This is a genomic window from Actinokineospora xionganensis, from assembly GCF_014323725.1.
In the GTDB taxonomy this organism is placed as follows: domain Bacteria; phylum Actinomycetota; class Actinomycetes; order Mycobacteriales; family Pseudonocardiaceae; genus Actinokineospora; species Actinokineospora xionganensis.
In genome coordinates this window covers 33,703-55,894 of sequence record NZ_JABVED010000009.1, presented here as the reverse complement: position 1 = coordinate 55,894, position 22,192 = coordinate 33,703, and the positions used below count along the sequence as shown (strand labels likewise).

18 protein-coding genes are annotated in these 22,192 nt (G+C 71.3%); 6 read left to right on the top strand and 12 right to left on the bottom strand.

All coding sequences use genetic code 11. The annotated features are described in order from the left end of the window. Positions 1–739: 739 nt before the first annotated feature. From GPZ80_RS16920 to GPZ80_RS16870, 11 genes are all read right to left on the bottom strand, one after another. A complete protein-coding gene (locus GPZ80_RS16920) occupies positions 740–1,837 on the bottom strand; it encodes a glycosyltransferase family 4 protein (protein WP_187221344.1) in 1,098 nt (365 codons plus the stop codon). Beyond that, entirely contained in the window at positions 1,834–2,928 is a 1,095-nt protein-coding gene (locus GPZ80_RS33730) for a glycosyltransferase (protein WP_222719492.1), read from the bottom strand. Before GPZ80_RS33730 ends, GPZ80_RS16920 begins: the two co-directional genes overlap by 4 nt. Positions 2,929–2,939: 11 nt before the next feature. Further along, positions 2,940–4,376 carry an oligosaccharide flippase family protein gene (locus GPZ80_RS16910; RefSeq protein ID WP_187221342.1) on the bottom strand — a complete coding sequence of 479 codons (1,437 nt, stop codon included), beginning with the start codon at positions 4,374–4,376 and terminating at the stop codon, positions 2,940–2,942. Further along, positions 4,373–5,638 carry a glycosyltransferase family 87 protein gene (locus GPZ80_RS16905; protein ID WP_187221341.1) on the bottom strand — a complete coding sequence of 422 codons (1,266 nt, stop codon included), beginning with the start codon at positions 5,636–5,638 and terminating at the stop codon, positions 4,373–4,375. The genes GPZ80_RS16910 and GPZ80_RS16905 overlap by 4 nt, the downstream gene beginning before the upstream one ends. Further along, positions 5,635–6,501, bottom strand: a complete 867-nt coding sequence (locus tag GPZ80_RS16900; RefSeq protein ID WP_312880386.1) for a YveK family protein — start codon at positions 6,499–6,501, stop codon at positions 5,635–5,637. Before GPZ80_RS16900 ends, GPZ80_RS16905 begins: the two co-directional genes overlap by 4 nt. Then, positions 6,498–7,574, bottom strand: a complete 1,077-nt coding sequence (locus GPZ80_RS16895; protein WP_187221340.1) for a glycosyltransferase — start codon at positions 7,572–7,574, stop codon at positions 6,498–6,500. The genes GPZ80_RS16900 and GPZ80_RS16895 overlap by 4 nt, the downstream gene beginning before the upstream one ends. Continuing rightward, the gene (locus tag GPZ80_RS16890) at positions 7,549–8,850 is read right to left on the bottom strand and encodes an O-antigen ligase family protein (protein WP_187221339.1); all 1,302 of its coding nucleotides are present in this window, start codon (positions 8,848–8,850) and stop codon (positions 7,549–7,551) included. Before GPZ80_RS16890 ends, GPZ80_RS16895 begins: the two co-directional genes overlap by 26 nt. Continuing rightward, on the bottom strand, positions 8,841–9,809 hold the full coding sequence (locus tag GPZ80_RS16885; RefSeq protein WP_187221338.1) for a polysaccharide deacetylase family protein: 969 nt from the start codon (positions 9,807–9,809) through the stop codon (positions 8,841–8,843). Before GPZ80_RS16885 ends, GPZ80_RS16890 begins: the two co-directional genes overlap by 10 nt. Further along, complete coding sequence (locus tag GPZ80_RS16880; RefSeq protein WP_312880384.1) at positions 9,806–10,651, bottom strand: DMT family protein; 846 nt, start codon at positions 10,649–10,651, stop codon at positions 9,806–9,808. The genes GPZ80_RS16885 and GPZ80_RS16880 overlap by 4 nt, the downstream gene beginning before the upstream one ends. Positions 10,652–10,801: 150 nt before the next feature. Then, entirely contained in the window at positions 10,802–12,001 is a 1,200-nt protein-coding gene (locus GPZ80_RS16875; RefSeq protein WP_246477193.1) for a putative glycoside hydrolase family 15 protein, read from the bottom strand. Between the two features lie 59 nt (positions 12,002–12,060). After that, positions 12,061–13,482 carry a sugar transferase gene (locus tag GPZ80_RS16870; RefSeq protein WP_187221337.1) on the bottom strand — a complete coding sequence of 474 codons (1,422 nt, stop codon included), beginning with the start codon at positions 13,480–13,482 and terminating at the stop codon, positions 12,061–12,063. Between the two features lie 469 nt (positions 13,483–13,951). Here GPZ80_RS16870 and GPZ80_RS16865 point away from each other — a divergent pair, with 469 nt between their 5' ends. The 3 genes from GPZ80_RS16865 (at position 13,952) to GPZ80_RS16855 (ending at position 17,075) form a co-directional block, all read left to right on the top strand. Beyond that, complete coding sequence (locus GPZ80_RS16865) at positions 13,952–14,689, top strand: glycosyltransferase (protein WP_312880383.1); 738 nt, start codon at positions 13,952–13,954, stop codon at positions 14,687–14,689. A gap of 4 nt (positions 14,690–14,693) precedes the next feature. Next, positions 14,694–15,989 (top strand): FAD-dependent oxidoreductase, encoded by a 1,296-nt coding sequence (locus tag GPZ80_RS16860; protein WP_187221335.1) that lies wholly within the window; start codon positions 14,694–14,696, stop codon positions 15,987–15,989. A 132-nt stretch (positions 15,990–16,121) separates the two neighbouring features. Next, positions 16,122–17,075, top strand: a complete 954-nt coding sequence (locus GPZ80_RS16855; RefSeq protein WP_187221334.1) for a lysyl oxidase family protein — start codon at positions 16,122–16,124, stop codon at positions 17,073–17,075. A gap of 6 nt (positions 17,076–17,081) precedes the next feature. Here the strand turns inward: GPZ80_RS16855 and GPZ80_RS16850 are convergent, their stop codons facing one another. Continuing rightward, positions 17,082–17,255, bottom strand: a complete 174-nt coding sequence (locus GPZ80_RS16850) for a hypothetical protein (RefSeq protein WP_187221333.1) — start codon at positions 17,253–17,255, stop codon at positions 17,082–17,084. 124 nt (positions 17,256–17,379) lie between these two features. On the opposite strand from GPZ80_RS16850, the gene shbA reads away from it, so the two are divergent. The 3 genes from shbA to GPZ80_RS16835 all read left to right on the top strand — a co-directional run bounded on the left by shbA (position 17,380) and on the right by GPZ80_RS16835 (position 22,135). Then, positions 17,380–18,003 (top strand): RNA polymerase sigma factor ShbA, encoded by a 624-nt coding sequence (gene shbA, locus GPZ80_RS16845; RefSeq protein WP_187221332.1) that lies wholly within the window; start codon positions 17,380–17,382, stop codon positions 18,001–18,003. After that, the gene (locus tag GPZ80_RS16840) at positions 18,000–18,884 is read left to right on the top strand and encodes a hypothetical protein (RefSeq protein WP_187221331.1); all 885 of its coding nucleotides are present in this window, start codon (positions 18,000–18,002) and stop codon (positions 18,882–18,884) included. Before shbA ends, GPZ80_RS16840 begins: the two co-directional genes overlap by 4 nt. Before the next feature lie 104 nt (positions 18,885–18,988). Beyond that, entirely contained in the window at positions 18,989–22,135 is a 3,147-nt protein-coding gene (locus GPZ80_RS16835) for a M36 family metallopeptidase (protein ID WP_187221330.1), read from the top strand. Positions 22,136–22,192: the final 57 nt, after the last annotated feature.

Genomic DNA, 22,192 nt, shown 5'->3' with positions numbered 1-22,192 from the left:
GACCATGCCAGCCCTACCGGGCCAAGGGGGAGGCTCGCGCTGCGCGCATCGGGTGTGTAACCAGTAGGCACGTCGCCCACGGTGCGATCGGTGACCATGCCAGCCCTACCGGGCCAAGGGGGAGGCTCGCGCTGCGCGCATCGGGTGTGTAACCAGTAGGCACGTCGCCCACGGTGCGATCGGTGACCATGCCAGCCCTACCGGGCCAAGGGGGAGGCTCGCGCTGCGCGCATCGGGTGTGTAACCAGTAGGCACGTCGCCCACGGTGCGATCGGTGACCATGCCAGCCCTACCGGGCCAAGGGTGAGGCTCGCGCTGCGCGCATCGAGAGGAGCGGAGCGGTGGGGCTCGCGCTGCGCGCATCGGGGTGGAGTGGATCACGGCCTCTCCACCGCGAACCCGCCCAACGGCTTCCCGCGGGAGACGCGTCGCTGCGCTCGCCGGTGGGTGGCAGGTGGACGTGTGTGGCTCGGGGTGAGCCCCTCTCCCTGCTGACGCGAGGGCTCCAACGGGACTGCAGCTTCGGGTGGTTGGGCTTTATTCGAGGCGGAGATGGCCATACCCTCGCGGGGGCGGGGCTTCCCTCTCCCCACCTTCTTGACCCGCAGGGCCATCTCAGGGGTCCCCGAATCAAGCCCAACCACCCGAAGGTGCACCCCACCCAGGTCGCGGAACCGGGCTCAAGACGCGCCTCCCGCGAAAGCCGGCTGGCCCAACCCGCTGCCGTCCACGCGCGGGATCACATGGGAGCAGTGAGGGTTCGGTATAGGGTTAGGTGTTGGTGGGCGCAGGTTTCCGGGGAGAAGCGGGAGCGGGCGTTGGCCGCCAGAAGGTCGCCACTGTGTGCGGGAGCGGCGAAGAGGGCGCGCAGTTGCCGCGCCAAGTCGTGGACATCACCCGGGGTGGCCAAGTACCGCCGCGTGCCGGGGACGGTCAGCATGTCGGCGACGCCGCCCGTGTCGGTGGCCAGCACCGGCTTCCCGGCCGCCATCGCCTCCGCGATCACCAGTGGCTGCTGCTCCATCCTGGATGGCAACACAAAAGCGTCGTGCTGGCGCAGGAGAACGGGCACGTCGGACCGGAAACCGAGGAACCGCACGCGGCCACGCAACCCCGGCCGATCAGCGAGACGTTCCGCCCTGGTGCGTTCTGGGCCGTCGCCCGCCACCGTCAGGGTCGCGTCGGGGGGCATGGTGTCGGGGATGGCGAGTGCCGCCAGCAGGAGGTCCAAGCCCTTGCGTTCCACCAGGAGACCGGCGAACAGCAACTTCCGGACGGGCCCGGCCGTCGGGCGGGCCTCGCCCATCGCCACGCAGTTGTCGATGTGGACGACCCGTTGCGTGGGGACGCGGAGGCGGCCGGTGAGGAACGTGGCCATGCTCGGGGCCGGGGCCACCGTGCGGGCGACGACGCGCGCCACCAAGGCGTCGGCGGCCAGGACGGCCCTGGTGTACTTCGACGGCTTCGGCGCGCCCCGGGTGCCGCGGAACCACGGCTCGCCCACGTCGTCCGGGACACCGTGGTAGGTGTGCACGACGCGAGGCAGGCCCGCGCTGACCAAGCCCGCCCGACGGTCCTGGGCGTGCACCACGTCGGGACTCCACGCCCGCAGCGCGGCCCTGGCCCTCCGCGCCGCCCCCAGGTCTCCCTTGCGGGGGACGGCTATGAGCTCGTGGTGCCCATCGACAAGGTCCGAGCCCCGCCGCGGCGGCGGGCCGAAGACCCGCACCTCGGCCTCGCCGGAGTCGATCAGGGTCGCGGCCAGGCGCACGGTGAGGTCCACCGGCCCGCCGTGGTCCTGGGTCAGCAGGTACGCGATCCGAAGCCGCTGGGTCATACGGATTCCCTTGGGGAGACAAGCTTCTCGACGAGCGTGGCGATCTGGTCCGTCGCACGATCACGGTCGAACAGGGTCTCGGCGCGCAGCCTCGCCAACTCGCCTTCCCGGGCCGCGAAACAGGGGTCGGCCAGCCGTCGCACGATCGCGAAGGCCAACGCCGGGACGCTCCCGGCGGGCACCACGGCGCCCGTGCCCGCCACGCTCTGCCGCACCCCGCCGACGTCGAAGGCCACCACCGGCCTGCCGCAGGCCATCGCCTCCAGCGGCACCAGTGCCATCCCTTCCGCCCGCGACGGCAGGGCCACGACGTCCGCCGCGGTGTAGAAGTCCGCGACCGCCTCGCTGTGCCCCCACCACTGGACGGACTCGTGCCGCGCGACCGCGATGCGCTCGCGCCACGGGTCTCCCATCGGACCGTCGCCGACGAACACCAGACGTGCCGTGGGCACGGTGGCAAGCACCGCGGGCCAGGCCGCGAGCAACTGGTCCTGCCCCTTGAGCGGGGCGAGCCGCCCCACGCACACCACCGTCGGCGCGTCCACGGCCAGGCCGAGGCGGGCGCGGGCGGTCGCGCGGTCCCCAGGGCGCAGCCGGGCGGTGTCGACCCCGTTGCAGACCACCTCCGCCTGCGTGGAAACCCCCACGCCCCGACCCGCCGCCAGTTCGTCGTCGCTCACGCACACCAACTGGTGCGTCCACCGCGACGCGGCCCGCTCCCAGGCGCCGCACGCCCGGCGCAGAAGCCCGTCGGCGGTCTGGAACGACCACAGGTGCGGCTGGAAGATCGTCGGCACCCGGCCGCGGAGCACCAGCCTGCCCACCAGACCCGCCTTGGAACTGTGCAGATGCACGACATCCGGTGCGACCCGGTTCAGAATCCGGCGCAGCCGCACCGCTTCCACCGCCGACGACGGCCCCGGCATCCGCGTCGCGGCCCACGGCCACACCTCGATCCGCGCCTCCCGCGCCTGCTCCGCCAGCCACCCCTCGGGCGGACACGCGATGGCGACCGACCACCCCGACCGCTGCTGCGCCACCGCCAGATCCAGCACCACGGCGGCCACTCCCGCGGTCACCGGCTGCGTCACGTGGATCACCCTCACCGGCCCACCGCCCGGAATCCGCGCAGCTCTCGGACCACTTCCCGGTCGACGAGCAGGAGAGCCCCGCCGTAGACCAGGAGCAGCAGCAGTCCCTCGACGAGCGTGCCCGCAACCGAGCGCGTCCAGCCTGCGTCGAGCGCGATCGCCGCGCCCGCGCAGACCGCGCCCGCGAGTCCCACGCCCAGAGCCATTCGGGCGAGGTCCCCCAGGCGGAAGGCGAGGCCGCGCCGGACCATCGCCCACCACGTGCCGCAGACCAGCAGCCAAGCCGCGCCGAGCTGAATGGCGGCCACCGCCGCGACACCGAACCTGGTTCCCGGCACCAGCGCGGCCACCAGGACGACGAGATGGGCTGTCTGCAGCCCGAGGTACAGCCGGGCATGCCCGGCCGCCTTGATCACCTGGTGCCACGTCTGAAGCAGGCTGATGGCCAGCCCGTACCCACACAGCAGGGCCAGCACACCGGCGGCGGGCGCCCAGCGGGCACCAAGCAGGACGACTCGGTCGGACAGCACGGCGGCCACCACGAACAGCCCGCCGGTGACCGCCAGGGTGGCGCGGGTGAACCGGCTGGCCACCGCGGGCAGCTCCGCCCGGCGCCCGGACCGGATCAGTGCCGCGCACAGGGGGAACGCGACTCCGCCGAGAACCACCGCGACGAGGATGTACGGCACCCAGGCGATCCGGTAGGCCAGCGAGTACACGCCCAGTGCCTCCGCGCCCAGCACGTGACCGATCGCCAGGTAGTCCACCGTCACCAAAAGCACCGCGACGATGGCCGCCGGACCCACCACGGCGATCCAGCGCAGCGCCTCCCGGGCCGCGCCCGAATCCCAGCTCGGCCGACACCGGACCCCGGCCAGCGTGCCCAGGACCGGCTGCGCGATCGCGGTGCACAGCAACCCGATCACCAACGCCCGCGGACCGTCGCCGTTCGCCGCGAGCACCACCGTGACCGCCGCGCCCAGCACCGCGCTGCCCGCGTCCGGCAGCATCCGGCGGCGGAAGTCCAGGTCGCGGTGCATGAGTCCCATCAGGACCCCGCCCGCCGCCGAGAACGGCAGGGTCACCGCCGCCAGCCGGATCAGCGGCGCCGCCCCCGGCGTGCCGAACAACTCGGCGACCACGTCGGCGGCGAGTACGAGCGCGGCGGCGAGCACGGCGCCCGCGCCCACGCTCAGCGTCAGCACCGTCCCCGCCAGCAGCCGCGGGTCGCGGTCGGTGCGGCTGATCACGTCGTAGACACCCATGGACTGGATGACCTGGCCGATGTTCACCAGCGACACCACCAGCGACACCGTGCCCAGGTCGCCTTCGGTGAGGAAGGCGGCCAGGACCAGGGTGACCGCCATCTGGCTGCCCTTGGAGACGACGTTGACGCCCAGCAGCCACAGCGACCCGCGGGCCGCGCGGACGCCGAGCAGGTCCGTCACCGGGCGCCCTGCAAAACGGGTTCGCGCACAAGGCGGACGGCGAAGACCACCAGTAGCACCCAGGCCGTCACGATGGCCACACCGTCGAGCGTGACGCCCGCCCGTGCGCCGAGAAGCGAGACCACCGCGTTGTCCACGAAGTGCAGATGCGCGAAAGGCACGGCCAGCGCCGCGACCGCGAACCCGACCAGCCGCCAGTCGCGTTCCCGCCGGTGCCGCCACCACAGGGCCGCCACCAGCGCCGTCGCCGGCACGGCGATCAGGAGGTCGCCGGGCTGGTGCACCACGGCGACCACGACCGCCAGGCAGGTCAGGAGATCCGCGATCGCCGTGGCGTTCGGGTTCCCGAGCCGGTCGAGCCGCCGCAGCAGGACGACACTGAGCGCGAGGATCCCCACCAGTGCCAACGCCTCCGCTCCCGGCGCGACCCAACCGGTGACCCGGAACAAGACCGCGGGAAGGTCGACCCGTTGCGCCGTCACCGAGTCCACGGCCCCGTACGAGGTGCTGTTGGCGTGGGCCAGGTTCGCCGCGATCACGTCCAGGAACGGGCCGACACCGCCGCCACGCGCGATCAGCAGCGCCACCCACGGAAGGCTCGCGACCGCCGCGATCGCCGTGCCGGTCAGCGCGACCCGCTGCGAGCCACGCGCGAACAGCAGGATCGCCAGCGGAAGGCCGAACTGCGGTTTGAGCCAGGCCGCCGCGAGTGCCAGCGCCGCCCAGCGCGGGTGGCTCGACCGGACCATCAGCGCCCCCGCCGCGCCGACCGCGATCAGGGGATTGACCTGTCCGACGTACAACTGCGCCTTGCCGAGCTGGCTGGTCACCAGCAGCGTGGCCAGCACGACAGTGCCGAGCACCAGGGGAATCGGCACCTGGACCCGGACGTGCGCCGCCGCCATCCACGCCAGCAGTGTCAGCAGCAGCAACGAGACCACCGTGAACGCCACCGCGCCGACCCGGTAGGACGGCAGCGCGAACGGCAGGTGCAGCACCAGGTGGTAGGGCTGGTACAGGTTGAAGTCCTGGCGCACCGGCCAGTTCGCGAACATGACCGCCGGGTTGTACGGGTTGCCGCCGTCCATGAACTCCCGGATCGGGAAGTACAGGGCGTCCCTGAAGTCCTGCATCCGCTCTTCGGCTTTGTTGGCCAGGCTGGGAATCGGGACGCGCAGCGATGGCTGCAGCGCACGCCAGGCACTCAGCGCGCCCACGACGGCGACCAGCCCGGTGACCACGCGCAGGGTGCGGCTGTTCATGCCAGCACCACCGCCACCAGCACCGAGGACGACGGGAGCAGGCCGACCACGGTCGCCACCTCCTCGGGATTCTCCTTGTGCACCATCACGATCACCGCACTCCCATCACCGGGCTCACCGGTCTTGTCAGGCAGTCGTTCCGCCAGCGCGTCCGCGCGGTCGGCCAGGTCCGGCGCGGCGGCCACCACTCGGGCGGGGCGGGCCGCCGCCGCGCACAGCACGGCGAGCCGGTCGGCCAGGTCCGTGTCGTCCTCACGCGCGACCGTCACCCGGTGGCGCACCCCGGCGGCGTCCAGCGCCGCCTTGACCGAGCGGGCTCGGCGCAACGTGATGGCTGTCCCGGTGCCGAAGGCCGCCACGGCGCCCGCCGCCAACGCCAGACCGAAGGCCAGCGGACGGTCGGGGGCGACCCTGGTGAGTTCGGCCCGCTCGTCGACGAGCCGCAGCTTTCCCGCGGGCGCGAGCAGATCGGCGCCGACCATCGCCTTGGCTATGGCGGACACGGCGGCCTGCGCCTGGGCCTCGGTGGGCGCGCGCACGGCCAGCCGCACCAGCGCCGAGGCCGGGACGAGTTCGACCGACACACTCTTGGCCAGGTCCGCGGGCGAGATCCCGAGACCGTGCGTGGCGGCCTCCAGCACCGACGGGCTGCGGGCGAGTTCGACCATGGCGGGCAGACCCAGCGAGACGACCTCGCCGTACGGGGTCCGCGCGTCCGGGACCGGTTGGGCGAGCAGCCCGACCCGCCCCTCGAACACCTCGCCGCGCGCCTCGGCGGCGATCAGGACGATGGCGGTCATGAGCAGGCCCGCCGCCAGTCCCGCCAACACCGACAGGGGAGTTCTGGACAGGATCGCCTTCACAGCCGCTCTCCCGCGAGTGTCCGGATGAGTTCGTCGTAGGACTTCATGAGCGTGTGCGGATCGTGTCCGGCCGCCGGTCCGCAGGCACCCGCGGCGGCCCGGGCCACCGGGTTGAAAAGCAGCGTGCGCAGGGCGGCGGCGGTCGCGTCCGGCTGCCGGGGCGGCACGGTGATCCCGCCACCGTGCGCCAGCGCTTCCCGGACACCATCCACATCGGACGCGACGACCGGTCGGCCCGCGGCCAGCGACTCCAGCACCGCGATGGGCATGCCCTCCCAGTCGCTGGTCAGCACCGTCACGTCGGCCCCGGCGAGCAGGTTCGGCACATCCGACCGGCTGCCGAGGAACCGGACCCGGCCCGCGAGCCCGAGTTCGGCCGCCTGCTGCTCGAGGGCGGCGCGCCTGCTGCCGTCGCCCGCCAACCACAGCACGGCGTCGCCGCCGAGCCGGGCCCAGGCGTCGAGCAGCACGTCGTGGCGCTTCTGCGGCTCCAGTCGGGCCAGGCACAGGGCGACCGGCAGTGCGTCGGTCACCACCCCAAGCGACCGGCGCACCACCGCGCGATCGAGGGTGGGCCGCTCGGGGAACACCGCGTTGGCGACCACGACCGGGTCCGGTGTGGTCAGTCCCGTGACGCGGAGCCGGTCGGCGGTGGCCGAGGAGACCGCCACCACGGCGTCGGAGGTGCGCCGCAGCAGCCGGACCGCCCCGGGGAAGTCGGCGTCGGCGACCCCGTGGAAGACCGTCAACACCGGTCGCCGCCGGGCGCGCAGCATCGCCAGCCTGGTCACCACGCTCGCGGAGACGTTGTGGGCGATCACCACCTGCGGGTCGAACTCCCGAATGGCCTTGGCGGCCGCGCCCGTGGCGCGCAGCACGCCGATGGCGCTGCGGCGCGCGATCGGCACCGGGAAGGTCGTGCAGCCCTGTTCCCGCAAGCGGTCCGCGCGGTATCCGCCGCCGGAGGCGACGGCCGACTCCCAGCCGAACCCGGCGCCTTCGCCGACCATGCCCGAGACAAGCGCCTCGGCGCCGCCCGCACCCATCTCACTGATCACATGGAGCACCCGCATCGGCACTTCCTCTCCGTTCGTGAAGACGCGACTCGGCCGCGACGGCGAGGCCGATCAGCAGCCACAGCGGCAGGTAGTACTGCTGGGACAAGAAAGTGGAGGCGACCACCACGGCGATCAGGGCCGCCTGCACGGCAACCATCGGCCGCCGGTGTCGGCTCGCGCGCAGGACGCGTTCGGTCGCGACGGTGGCCAGCACGAGGAGGGCGAGGAACAGCACGAACCCGGGCAGCCCGAGTTCGGCGGCGACTTCCAGGTACATGTTGTGCGCCACGGGTGTCTGCTCGCCGATCTCGGCGTTGTGCGATGCCGCCGCGTACTCGCTGCGGAAGCCGCCCGGACCGACGCCCAGCACGGGGTTCTCGGCGAGCATGCGCGCGGCGGCCTGCCACCGCAGCTCCCTCGCGTCCACATTGGACCCGGCGATGAAGCTCTTCTCACCGAAGGCCTTCGCCAGGGCCGGACCTGCCAGGGACATGGCCGACGCGCCGATCAGGGCGATCACGGCCAACGCGCCCGCGAACACCCGCAGCGGCAGGACCCGCCGAAGCAGAAGCCAGCCCACCGCCGCGCTGAGCGCGAGAAACCCGCCGCGCGACAACGTCGCCATCGCCCCCGCCACCAGGGTCGCCCCGGCCAGTGCCGCCACCACGCGCAGGCCGATCGCCGTCGACTGGCCGGAAAGGAACGTCTGGCCGGAAAGGTACGTCGGCGGCGTGTGCCTGCCCGAGGGGAGTGCCGCGATGAGCATCGGCACGGCCACGACCAGGAAGTAGGAAAGGTCGTTGGGATCCTCGACCGGCCCACTGGCCCGAGGCAGCCCCTGCGCGAACATCGCGTACAGCGCCGTGCCCGCCGCCGCGGTCGCGCCGGCAGCGGCGGCGCCGAGCAGCAGCCGGATCGGCAGCTCCCTCGCCGCGAGGTCCGCGATGATCACGGTGAGCAGCAGGAACGGCAGCCAGCGCACGGTGTAGTCCATGGTGAACTGCCCGCCCGTGTGCACGGCCGCCGACGCCAGCAGGACCACGGCGAACAGAGCCAGCACCGCGTGGACCGGATGCGCGCGCGGGACTCGGCGTTCGCGCACCCGGATCACCACCCAGGCCACGGCGAGGAGCGCGGGCGCCACCTTGGCGAGCTGGCCGTGCACCGCGAACAGGTAGCCCTCCATCGGCGCCAGGGCCACCGTCGCGCACGCGAGGATCCCTAGCACCGGGGTGTGCCAGACGGTCGACGAACTCGTCCACCGCGGCCTGACGGCGGTGGTCACCCGCATCGGCGCACCCGGCTCACGTCCCGGTCGCGCAGCTCGGCGCCGACCCGGGTGGCGTGCTCGCCGGTGCCCACGACGTCGAAGTGCCCGCGCAGTTCGGCGAGTACCCAGCCGAGCAGGGCGACCTTCTGCCCACTGGGCACCGACATGCCTGGGAAGAACTCCATCCCGGGCGCGTCCGCGGCGCCGAGGACGTCTGTCGGGTGCAGCAGCAGTGACGGTGAGACACCACGCAGCCGACACAAGAACAGCGCCGTACGGAAGTAGCCGCGGGCCAACCGGGGCGAAGCCTGGTGCAACTGCAGCAGGTACGACCCGTGGATGGGCGTCCTGAGCAACGGCATGGTGGTCACCGGCAGCTCGGTCAGCGCACCGCTCCCGACTCGCCAGCGGTAGGGCGTGTTCGGCGCGCGGACCATGGAGAACCCGCCGAAAAGGTCGTCGCGGCCCGGCTCGCCCGCGGTGGGCGCGGTGCGGTTGTGGTACGCCCGGGCGAGCGGCCCGATCCAGGTGGGCAGCGTGGTCGCGTCGTAGCGGTAGCCGCGTTCGGCGAGCACCTCCAACAGGTCCCGGGTGACGCTGAACCCCGGACCGCGGAAACCCGTCGGCCGCGGCGCGCCCGCGCCGACGATGGCCTCCTCGGCCTTGGCCACCTCGACCTCGAGTTCGGCCCGGGAATACCTGTGCAGCCACGGCTCGTGCCCGAAGGAGTGGTTCGCCACCTCGTGGCCCGCCGCGGTGATCGCGCCGATCGCCGCGGCCCCGTCGTCACGTTCCGCGTCCGCGCCGACCACGAACACGGTGCTGGTCAGCCGGTGCTCACCGAAGACCTCCAACAGTCGCGGCACGGCGGCGGGCAGGAAAGTCGGCCTGCGCTCCCAGTTCGGGTCGCCGTGGGTCTTCAAGTACGCCCACAGGTTGTCCAGATCCAGCGAGACGCTGGCCACGGGTCGCGCGCTCACCCGAGCTCCCGGGCTCCCGCGGTGACGACGGCCGGGGCGGACCGCGAGGCCGCGCCGAGCACGAGCACGCCGAACACGACGAGGGTAAGACCCAGCGCGACCCACCAGGACCGGCCCGGCGCGATCTGGTCGCCCAGGGCGAGCACGCCGACGGCGGACGCGATCATCACCGTCGTGCCGTCCATCGACGCGGCGGTCGAGGTGGTGGAGCCCCGCTGCAGCGCCATGGCGAAGCACGCCTGGCCGACCAGCGCGGCCACGAGCATCAGCCACGCCAGCGGGTGCAGCACGAGCGCGGTGAGGGATTCGTCGGCGATCGTGCGGCTGGTGATGGCTACGACCGAGAACGCCAGCCCGGCGAAGATGGCCAGAGGCACGGCGGTCGTGACCAGACCCAGGTGCACGGCGACCGCGCCCGCGAGCAGTGGCAGCCCGAGCATGGCCAGCCCGGTGCCGGTCGGGATGTCGTTCGCCACCGAAGGTGTCGACGCCGCGGCCAGCAGGGCGAGGCCGAAGGCCATCACCAGCAGCATGGCGATCTCGATCCCGCGGACGCGCCAGCGCAGCATCAGCACACCGAACACGGTGGCGAGCCCGACGGCCGACGACGAGCCCGCCTGGACCAGGTAGAGCGGAAGTGATTCCCGGGCAAGGAAAGCGAGGGCGAACCCGCCGACCTGGCCTGCGAATCCGAGGAGGTAGATCCGGTCGGTGGCCAGCCGCGCCAGCAGTCCGAGGCCGGACCCGGGCCGCTGCTCAGCTCGCCGGGCCGCGATGGTCTGGGCCACGATCCCCAGCCCGTACATCGTCGTGGACGCCGCGAGTTCGAGATAGCCGCGCACGATGCTCCCTGAGAATGTCGTGCTCGATGATGTCGGGAGCGTACGGGCTGTATTTCCATTACCCTTTCGAGGTATATAGAAGTGGTTGATCGACTTCGATCAGTGCCGGGTTTCGGCTATTCGGCAGCGAAACCCCACCCATTCGGGGAGTTATGGCACTGGGGTGGGTGAATTCGTCTTCGGTTTGACCAGCACGGCCCCGTCCGCGGCCGTGACCTGCAGCGGCGAGGTCACCGCGGCTCCGTCGATCGTGACCAGCCCCGCGGGCACCGCCACCTCCGCCGTCGCCCCGGTCGGATTCACCGCCACCCAGCCACCGGTGAATTCCCGCGTCCACATTCCGTTCGGGTGCCGGGTGGCCGCCTCGACCGCCTCGCCTAGGCCGGATCTGTGCAGCCGCGACAACTCCGGCCTGCTGTAATCGGCCGTCGTGGCCAGGTTCCAGCACGTGTACGGACCGGCCAGCAGCGCGGCGCTGGCGTATCCGACGCGTTCCTCGCGCGCGCTTCTCGCGCGGGTCACCAGCAGCAGCCAGGACTCGCCGAGCGCGGCCTGGCCGCGCAGTTCCTTCCACTCGTTGCCCTGGAAGGTCAGCAGGCCGCCCGCGCCGTTGTCGTCGCGGAACCCGAAATTCTCCTCCATCGCGCCGGCGAAGCGGGAGTGCGCCGTCCAGCGCCCCGGCGTCAGGAAGGTCTCCGACACGTTGGGAACAAACAACTTTCCGGCCTTCTCCAGGGAATCCCCGGCGACGCTGAGGAACGCGTCGAGGCCGTCGCGCAGCAGCCGGTCGGTGGCGGCGGCGTCCGTCGTGCCCGCCAGCACCGCGGGCGAGTAGTGGCTCAGCGAGTTGAAGTCGTTGTCCGCCAACACCCCGTCCCAGCCTTCGCGGGTGACCTCGTTGGTGACCGCGTACGCCCACGCCTCCTGGTACTGCTTGACCCAGGTCGTCATCTGCCAGTGCCTCGGGTAGCCCTGCCACTCGATGCGCCTGGCGGCGGTGTCCACGGCGAACCACTCGGGATGCTCGCGTTGGGTCTTGTGGTAGCCGAGACCGGTCGGCAGTTGGTCGGCGTCCTTGTCGCCGATGACGGCGCCCGGGTAATTGCGGGTGCTGGAGAGGTCTTTGTAGACCAGGACCTTGATCTTGGGATTGAGCTCGCGGAGCTTGCGCATGGCCGCGGTTTCCCACGAGTTGAGCACCACGACGTGATAACGCTTCGCCGCGGACTCGATCTCCGCGGCGGACGGTGAATCACCGATTCCGTACCACCACGCGCAGGGCGCGAGCGGTTTCGGCGGCGGCGCGTCGAATTCCCCGGCCGAACTGGAGACGCAGGCTGTCGCGGACATCAGCACAACGCCCGCAAGCGCGCGGCTGAGTCGTCCGCGCGAAGCCATGCCCGGGGTCTTCAACGATTCCGTCGACATACCAGCTCACCCACCGTCATCAGCAAGATCTTGAGGTCCAGCCACAATGACCAATTCGCGATGTAATAGTTGTCGTAGCGGCACCTGTCGCCGATCGAGGTGTCTCCACGCAAACCGTGGACTTGGGCGAGACCGGTCAGACCGGTCGGCACCCGATGACGGGCCCAGTATAGTTCGTGAATCGCGGAGAATTCGCGAACGAAACCCGGTCTTTCGGGTCGCGGACCGACCACCGACATTTCGCCGCGAATGATGTTCCACAGCTGCGGCAACTCGTCGAGCGCGGTTCGGCGCAGGAATCGGCCCACCGGCCCGACCCGGGTATCGCCTTCCACCGACCAGCGAATCTGCGAATCGTCGTCGCCGCGCATTCGGACCGTGCGGATCTTGTAGAGGACGAATGTCTCGTCGTCCATGCCGACGCGGACCTGGCGGAAGAGCACCGGCCTGCCGCTCTCCACCAGGACGGCCAGCGCGCACAGCGCCATGACCGGCGCGAGCAGGATCAGCGCGACCCCGGCGACCACCAGGTCGAAGGCCCGCTTGACCCACCAGCTCGGGCGGCTCGTGGGGGCGGTGCCCAGGCGCATCAGCGGGTAGCTGCGCACCCGTTCGATGTCGGGGCCGTCGGCGTGCAGCTCGTACATGCGGGGCACGACCAGCGTGTTGCAGCCAAGTCGGTGCGCGGTGATCGCCGCCTCCACCAGGGGCGAGTCGCGGTGCGAGAACGCCAGGACCACCGTCCCCACCCGCAACCGGGTGATCGCCTCGGCCAGGTCTTCGTCCAGCAGTTCCACCGGCAGCGCCGCGGGGACGGGCCCGGTGTCGAGGCACCCGACCGGGCGCAGGCCGAACTCCGGGTGGTCGAGCATGGCCCTGACCAGGTCCGCGCCCACCTTGCCCGCGCCGACGACCAGCGACCTGTCGCAGCGGTCGAACCTGCGGCGGCACCAGCGGCCGAGCGCGAACACCCCGGCCCGGGCGGGCTCGCTGTAGGCGACGAAGACCAGTACCGCCCACTGGGCCGTCGCCGTGGCGGGCGTGGACACCCCCAGGATCAGGGCGGCGCAGGTGAGCGTGGCGAAGACGGTGGCGGTGGCCATGGCCGACCGCGGCAGCTCGTGCAGCCACGAGAGCCGCAACCGCCTGCGGTAGAGCCTGCTGCTTCCCCGGAACGTGAGCAGCGCGCCCGCCAGGGCGAACGTCCAGGCCAGGTCGAGGGTGACGGTCACCGAGGCGGCCACCAGCGCGACCACGTCCACGACGACCAGCAGGACCGCGACGCCGTTCACCCGGCTGAGCGCGTCGGCCACCCACGTGCTCTCGGCCGGTCGCGGTCGTGGCGGGGCCAGTCGCCTCCTCGGTGCGGGAAGCGAGGTGACCGTGGAACTTGTCGGGTTCACCCGGAACCACCTTTTCGGGTGAAATCTGAGCCTGGTTTCCACGACCTTCGCTGAGGCATCCCAGTCACATTCGACCACCTTCAACCATTAGAGTTCACCTGAACGAGATAATTGACTACCCGACGCCGGCTGAATTGCTTCACTAGCGCCGTGACTCACCTGTTCGAGATCTTTCCGATCCCTCCTTTGGGTGACTCAAGTCTGGTGTGACAAGGAGTTTTTAGCCGATCCCGGCCGCGTTCGCCCGCATTCTGCACGACAAAGCCCGGGGTGGTCGGAGGCCCATTCACCACGCAGGCAAATAATTCTGTCCCCAGCCGAGAAACCAACGTAATGGGGGCCAGTGGTACTACGGGACAGCACGTCGCGGACCATGCCGGGCACCGCCCCGAGTGCCGACGCGACAGTGACCGCGACTTCGCCGACAGCTCCGACTCGCCCGGCGACGCCGACGACCTGCCATTCGCACGTGGTGCTGCCCGCCTACAACGAGGCGGCGTCGCTGCCACCGCTGCTGGCGAGGCTCGCCGAAGTCGGACGCACCGAGATGCTGACGGTGTGGGTGGTCGACGACGGCTCGTCGGACGCCACGGCCGAGGTCGCCGCCGCGGGCGTCGACGGGCTCGACGTGCGGCTGGTGCGCCATCCGGTCAACCTGGGCCTCGGCCAGGCCGTGCGGTCAGGTCTGCGCGCCGCCCTGGACTCGGCGGGGCAGGACGACATCGTGGTGGTCATGGATGCCGACGACACCCATGACCCGGGACTGATCCCGCTGCTGCGCGCGGAGATCGCCGGCGGCGCGGACGTCGTCGTCTGCTCCCGGTTCACCGACGGCGGCGATGACGACACCGCGCCCGCGTTCCGCAGGCTGCTCTCCCGCGGCGCCGCGGGACTGTTCCGGCGCATGCTCAAGGTCGACGGAGTCCACGACTTCACCAGTGGGTTCCGCGCCTATCGGGTCACCCTGCTCGAACGCGCCAGCCTGCACTGGGGCGAGCGCCTCATCGAGGAGCAGGGGTTCGCCTGCATGGTCGAACTCCTGCTGAAGCTGCGGCACTGCCACCCGGTCATCACCGAGGTGCCGCTGAAACTGCGCTACGACCGCAAGCGCGGCCCGAGCAAGCTCAGGCTGCGCCGTACGATCGTGCAGTACCTGGGCCTGCTCATCCGCGACCGGCTCGCGCCCGCGCCGTACCGGGAGCTTTGAGCACATGACCGCGACAACGCGGCACGCGGTGGTGATCGGCGGCGGGATCTGCGGCCTGGCGACCTCCCATCGCCTGGCCCAGGCCGGAATCCGGGTGACACTGCTCGAAGGCGGCGACCAACTCGGCGGCCTTGGCACCTTCTTCCCCTGGCGCGACCGCTGGGTGGAACGCTTCTACCACTGCGTCATGCCCACCGACGACAACCTGTTGGGGCTGCTCGGCGAACTCGGGCTGCGGGACGCGATCCGCTGGCGTCCGACCCGGATGGGCATGATCGTCGACGGCGCGCACCACCCGTTCAACTCGGCGCTGGACCTGCTGCGGTTCCGCCCGCTGGGTCCGCTCGACCGGATCAGGTTCGGCGCGATGTCCCTGCTGCTGCGGCGGTTGGGCAAGGGTCGTGACCTCGACACCACCCGGACGGAGGACTGGCTGCGCGGACTGTACGGCGACAAGGTGTGGGAGGACCTGCTCGCGCCGATGTTCGGCTCGAAGTTCGGGCCGTCCTTCGGCGACGTGCCCGCGCTCTACCTGTGGCAGCGCCTGGGCCGCGAGCGCAACGTCGCCACCCGCGGATATCCCGAAGGCGGTTACAAGTCGCTCATCGACGGGCTCCGGGCGTCGATCGAGTCGCAAGGCGGGACGGTGCGCACCTCGGTCCCGGTGCGGCAGGTGTCCACGCATGCCGATCGGGCACGGATCACGTTGGCGGACAACGAGGTCCTCGAAGCGGACCATCTCGTGTCCACGGTGTCCCTGCCGCTGTTGCGCGGTCTCGCCGACGCCGACCTGGCCGCGCGGTTGCCCGGGCTGCAACTGCCCTACCAGGGTGTGGTGAACGCGCTGTTCTTCCTTCGCAGGCCGCTGGCCGGGCACTACTGGACGCCGGTGCTGCGCTCCGGCACCGATTTCGACGGTGTGATCGAGATGTCCGAACTGGCGGGCGTCGAGGCCTACGGTGGCAGGCACCTGGTGTACGCCATGCGCTACACCGACCGGGAGTCAGCGCTCTACCGCGAGGACGACGACGCGATCGCGGCGAGGTGGACCGGGCAGCTGGTCGACCTCTACGCCGGGCTCGGTCTGACCGCCGAGGACATCGAGGACGTCCAGGTGTTCAAGGCGCCGTTCGTGGAGCCGGTGTACCCACTCGGATTTCTCACCCACCAGCCGCCGATCGAGGTCGCCGACACCCCGCTGCTGCTGGCCACCACCGCGCATGTCTACCCGGAGGTCACCAGTTGGAACTCCAGCGTGGGGCTGGCCAACCGGGTGGCGGGCATCCTGGTCGACGCGTGATGGCCTGCGCACTTCCGGTTCTTCTTTCCCAATCTATCGAGTGAACCTGGCTTGTCCTCTGTAGACCGCCCGGCGCGGCCGTCGCTAGGGTCGACGGTTGATGATCAAGATCTCCGGACGGACGTGGAACACATGATCAGGACGTATGCGGCACTGGCCGCCGCGGTGGTGGCGGCGGCGGTTCTGGCGCCATCGGCTCAGGCGGGCGCCATGGCCGAGGCGATGGTCCCGGATCTGCGTCAGGGCCCGGTCGGCTGTCCAGGTGGTTTCGCGGGCGACCCGGCGACCTGCACCGACTGGGATGTCTGCCTGGTCGAGGACGCGGACGCGCCCAAGGGTCGGTGCATCGGCTACTTCGGCAAGGCCAAGGCGGTTCGACTTCGGTTCACCACCTCGGTGGACAACGTGGGTGACGGCCCGATGCTGCTGTTCAGCCACCGCGACAGCGTCGACCAGCCGCTGATGTCGGTGCGCCAGGCCTTCCAACTCGGCGCGGGCGGACCGCTCCCGAACAGTTACGGCGAAGCACAGGCGTCGACCCCGGCGACGGCGTACTACGAGCCCGCCGAGTCACACCACCACTGGCACCTCAACGGCTTCGACCGGTTCCAGCTGCGCGACCACCTGGGCGCGGCCGTGGTGAGCGATCGGAAGAACGGCTTCTGCCTCGGCGACCGCTATGTCACCAAGGACGCCGACGACCTGCCCCACACCCCGCGCGACACCGCCAGCCCGACGGGCGAACTCGCCAAGTACCTGCGCGAGAACTACTGCGGCATGCACCAGCCGTCCGCGCTGGACGTGACACAGGGGATCTCCGTCGGCGCGGGCGACGAGTACGAGTTCCGCATCGGCTACCAGTGGCTGGACATCACGCACGTGCCGTCCGGCACCTACGACCTGGTCCACACGGTGAACGAGGACCGCGGGCTGATCGAGAAGAACTACGACAACAACTCGTCGTCGATCGCCATCTCCATCCAGTGGCCCCCCGCCACCGCCGACGCTCCGGGGCCGATCACCGGCGCGCCGGAGGTCAAGCTGCTGCGCAGCTGTCCGGGAGAGTCACACTGCCTCGGGCGGTGACTGTCGTCAGTGGGCGATCCTGCGGCGCACCAAGCGAGCGACCAGCGCGGTGACGAGCGCGGCGATGGCCAGCGGTATCGGGTTGTGGCGGGCGATCCGCGCCAACTGGGTGGTGTGCTGAATCCGGTGGTCCACCCGGTCCCTGACGCGGTGGGTCCGGTCGTCGAGACGGTTGGTCATACCCAGTGAGTTACCCACCGCGGCGCGGTTTACTCACCGTGCCGCAGTGACCTGTTCGCCCGTCTGTCGTTGTCCCGTGTGCGTGAGTCCGGCGATCCCGGGCGGCAGGCGGAGGGGCGTGGTGATGGCTGAGTCGGACGGCCGTGTCGATGGCGGTGTCGACCGCGGTGTCGACCGCATAGTCGACCGCGAGGTCGTGCGGTCGGCGGTGCTCGGCGATTCGCGGGCCGAGGCCGCGCTGCTCGCCGCCATCCGGCCGGGGATCCTGCGGTACTGCTGGGCTCGGCTGGGGGCCTCGGGCCGGGGGTACGCCTCACCTGACGACGTGGCGCAAGAGGTGTGTCTCGCGGTCTTCCAGTCGTTGCGCCGCTACCAGGACCGCGGGCTGCCGTTCACCGCCTACGTGTACGCCATCGCCGCCCGCAAAGTCGCCGACGCGCACCGCGCGGCGATGAAGGCACGCTCGGTGTTCCCGTTCGACCGCGTGCCCGAACCCGCCGACGAGGCGCCGGGCCCGGAGCGGCACGCGTTGTCGGCGGACCTGTTTCAGCGGGTCGCCGGGATGCTTCATCATCTCTCGGACGCCCAGCGTGAGATCATCACGCTTCGAATCGCCGCCGGGTTGTCCGCGGAGGAGGTCGGGGCGGTGTTGGGAATGACGCCCGCCGCTGTGCGCATGGCACAGTCCAGGGCGCTCGCGCGCCTGCGGGAGTGGACGCGGGACCCGGCCGACGAGGTGGTGGCATGACCGACGACCAGTCCGCCGTCGACCTCGCCCGCCTCGCCGTGGACGACGACCTGCTCGACCGCATCGGCCGCGGCGACGCCATCGAGGACGCCGCGGGCCCCATCGCCCTGCTCGCCGAGTGGCGCGCGGCCCTCCCGGAGAGGCCCGGATCACCGGCTGTCGTCGCCACTGTCGACTCGGCGCCGCCTGCCACCGAGGTTCCGGACGTGTCCTATCAGCCGCATGTCGGCACGCTCGACCCGTTGCCGTCCGGCGAACCGGCCACGTCGGGTGAGACCACCGCGTTCCTCGCGCCCCCGGTCGTGCACGAGATCACGCGCGCCGCGCGGCCCAGGAACGCCCAGCGCCGCACGAGCGCGCCCGCGAAGCCGCGCGCCGCCGGTCGGGCCGTCCGCTGGGTCGCCGCCGCGGCGGCTGTCATCGCGGCAGGCGTCGGGGTGGTCAGCCTCACCGGCAACCAGCCGGACGGGCCCTCCTCGCCCGCGGTCCCCGCCGGGACCGACCGGGTCGCCATCGCCGCCGCCGAGCAGGTCCTCGGGGAGGTGCGGGGGTCCATCGAACGTCGTGACGTGCAGTCCGCGCGAACGCTGCTCGACCGGGCGGCCGTGCTCATCGGCGAGGTCCGCGACCCCGTCGAGGAGCGGCGGCTGCGCGCTGAGCTGGAGCGGCTGCGCGCCCTGACGGTCGAGCCGTCGCCGACGTCCACGACTTCCGCGGCGGCGACCACCCGACCTGCCCGGATACTCCCGACCACCACGGTCGTCCCGGTCACCGCGGGCGGTCCGACCAAGCCACCGCAGGTCACGACCACCACCCCGAGCGTGCGGACCAGGCCTGGGTTGCCGACTTTGCTGCCGAGCGTGATTCCGAGGTTTCCGTAGCGTTGCGACAAATGGCGTAATTCCGCTGCTTCGCTGTTGCGTCCAGGGCGTCCCCCCGATTCACGTCCGATCGGATCCCCTGCTCGTGCACGTGAGGAGCAATCATGCGTGTCCGTCCGCTGTTAGCGGCCGCGCTGGCCGTCGCCACCACAGTGGCGCTCGTGCCAGTCGCCAACTCGGTCACCGTCGACCCGGCGGCGCCCCCAGGCGAGGGCGTCGACGTGCGCCGCGCCACCGAAGTCGCCCCCACCGGTGAGCAACTCGCCGCCGCGAACCGGCTGGCAGGCCTGGCGGGCAGTGGCACGCGCGTGACCTGGGATCCCAGGTTCGGGACGCCGCGCACCATCCGGCGTGACGGCGGCTGGCTGACCGGACCCGCCGCCGGCGCCGCCGCGGTCATCGCGAGGTCCTTCGTGGACAGCCACCGCGCCGCCTTCGGGCTTGGTGCCGCCGACGTGGCGGGGATGGCCGTCGTGCGCGAGCATGAACTCGCGGGCACCGGCACTCGGCTGGTCACCTTCGCCCAGACCTTCGAAGGCGTCCGTGCCGCTCGAGGCGGGCATCTCGTCGTGGCCGTCACCGCTGACGGACGGGTGCTGTCCTACTCCGGTGCCACCGCTCGCGGCGGCGACCTGCGCGGCGATTATCGGCTCACCTCGGCGCAGGCGCTGCAGGGTGTGGTCGCTTCGCTCGCCCCCGGCGTCGCCTTCACCGCCACGAGCGCGGGGGAGCGCGCGGGCTTCCAGACCTTCGCCAAGGGCCCGTTCGCGGCCGAGTCCTATGTCCAGCGGGCGGCTTTCCCCACCGCCGACGGCGCCCGGCCCGCGTACCGGGTCCTGTTCGTCAAGGCGCTCGACGCGGCGTGGGACACCATGGTCGACGCCGAGACCGGCGCCGTGCTCTACCGCGCGAACCTTGTCGCGCACGAGTCCGAGGGGACTGTCTACGAGAACCACCCGGGTGCGGCGCGCGGCGGGAACCCCGTCATCAAGCCGTTCGGGCCCACCCCGCAGTCGCCCTCAGGTTGGGTGGACCCGACCGGGCTGGCCGGTCTGCCGGGCCCGACGACGTTCGGCAACAACGCCAACAGCTACGCCAACTACTCCAACTTCCTCGTCCCCGCCGACCAGGGCCCGCGCCCGGTGAGCCCGACCTCCCAGTTCAACTACGCCTACGCGGCGAACTGGGCCCGCACCAACGGCGCGACCGTCCCGCCGAGCTACGCGCTCGACCTCGATCCGGCGGCCACCAACTTGTTCTTCCACCACAACCGCATCCACGACGAGTTCGCCGAACTCGGTTTCACCGAGTCCGCGGGCAACTTCCAGGTCAACAACAACGGCAAGGGCGGTCAGGGCGGCGACCCGATCATCGGCTTGGTCCACGCGGGAGCCGCCTCGGGTGGCGCGCCGACGTACACCGGCCGGGACAACGCCTACATGCTCACGCTGCCCGACGGGATCCCGCCGTGGAGCGGGATGTTCCTGTGGGAGCCGATCAACGACGCCTTCGAGGGCCCGTACACCGACGGCAACTTCGACGCCTCGGTCATCGAGCACGAGTACGCCCACGGTCTGTCCAACCGGTATGTCAGCGGCGAGGACAACAGCCTTGGCGCCCACCAGTCCGGCGCGATGGGCGAGGGCTGGGGCGACTGGTACGCGCTGAACTATCTCTACGGCAAGGGACTGGCGAGCAAGGCGGTCGTCGGCGAGTACGCCACCGGCAACGGCGAGCGCGGCATCCGCAACTGGGACTACGACAGCAACCCGACGACCTTCGGCGACGTCGGCTACGACCTCAGCGGTCCCCAGGTACACGCGGACGGTGAGATCTGGACGACGACCCTCTGGACCATGCGCAAGTCCCTGGTCGCCAAGTTCGGTGAGGCGCGGGGCGGGGAGATGGCCGCCAGGATCGTCACCGACGCGATGCCGCTGTCCCCGCCGGACCCGTCCTTCGTGGACATGCGCGACGCCATGCGGACGGCGTTGGACAACCGCTACCACACGCGGTCGGACTACGACACCGTCGTCGACCTTGTCTTCGGCGCGTTCGCCCAGCGCGGACTCGGTGTCGGTGCGGCGACCGACGGCGGGGAGGACACCGATCCCGTGCCGTCGTTCGCGCACCTCAACCCGGCCCACAACGGCACTTTGACCGGCAGCGTCGTCAACGCCGCCACCGGTTCGCCCGTGGCGGGCGCGAAGATCGTGCTCGGCCGGTTCGAGGCCAGGGTGAGCGCGCTGCGCACCAGCTCCGCGACCGGCGCGTTCTCCGCCCCGGTGACAGCGGGCCGCTACCCGGTGACGATCTTCGCCCCCGGCTTCGGGACCCAGACCTTCGACGATGTCGCGGTCGCCGCGGGTGCGACCACCGCGCGGAAGTTCACGCTGAGCCCCAACCTCGCCTCGACGGCGATGGGCGCGACGGTTGTCGACAGCACCACGCCGGGCGCGGAGAAGCTGCTCGACGACACCGCGGGCAGTGTCTGGAAGTCCGCTCCGCGCACGGGCAAGGCGACCGTCAAGCTGGCCAAGGCGGCGCCGATCTCGGCGATCCAGGTCAGCGCCTTCACGACGTCGCGCTTCGAGGCCCTGCGCGGGTTCACCCTGCAGACCTCGACCGACGGCGTGAACTGGAAGACCGTGCGGACCGAGTCCGCGGCGTTCGGCTACCAGGCCCCGCGGCCGACCGCCCCGGACCTGAACTACCGGACGTTCACCCTCGACAAGCCCGTGCAGGCGCAGTACATCCGCTTCTGGACGGACTCGGCGCAGGGTGAGACGAAGACGGTCGTGCAGACCGCCGAGGTGCAGGTGTTCTCCGGCAAGGTCAAGGGGATCGAGCCCCTCCCGCCGCTGCCGCCGGACGAGCCGATCACCGACACCGGCACCATCGTGGCGGCCAACCCGTCCACCGGGACCGCCCCGACCGGCGTCACCGCCGCCGCCATGACCGCGGCGTGCGGCGTGCCCGCCGCGCCCGCGCAGGGCGCCGACGGCTGGGTCACCGAGGTCCCGGCGAGCTTCGGCGACGGCGCGCACAACGTGGAGGTCAAGGGCGATTCGCCCGCGCCGTACGACCTCGACCTGTATTTCTACGACGCCGCCTGCAAGCTCACCGGGTCAGCCGCGTCCGCCGCGGCGGACGAGTCGGGGACGCTGCCCAGCGGCACCCGCTACGTCCTGACCCAGCTCTGGCTCGGCGCCGCGGTGCCGATCACGCTGACCGCGACGGACACCCAGTAGGACAGTGCCGGTGGCCGCGAATTCTTTCGCGGTCACCGGTCGTCCCGGGAAGAAAGG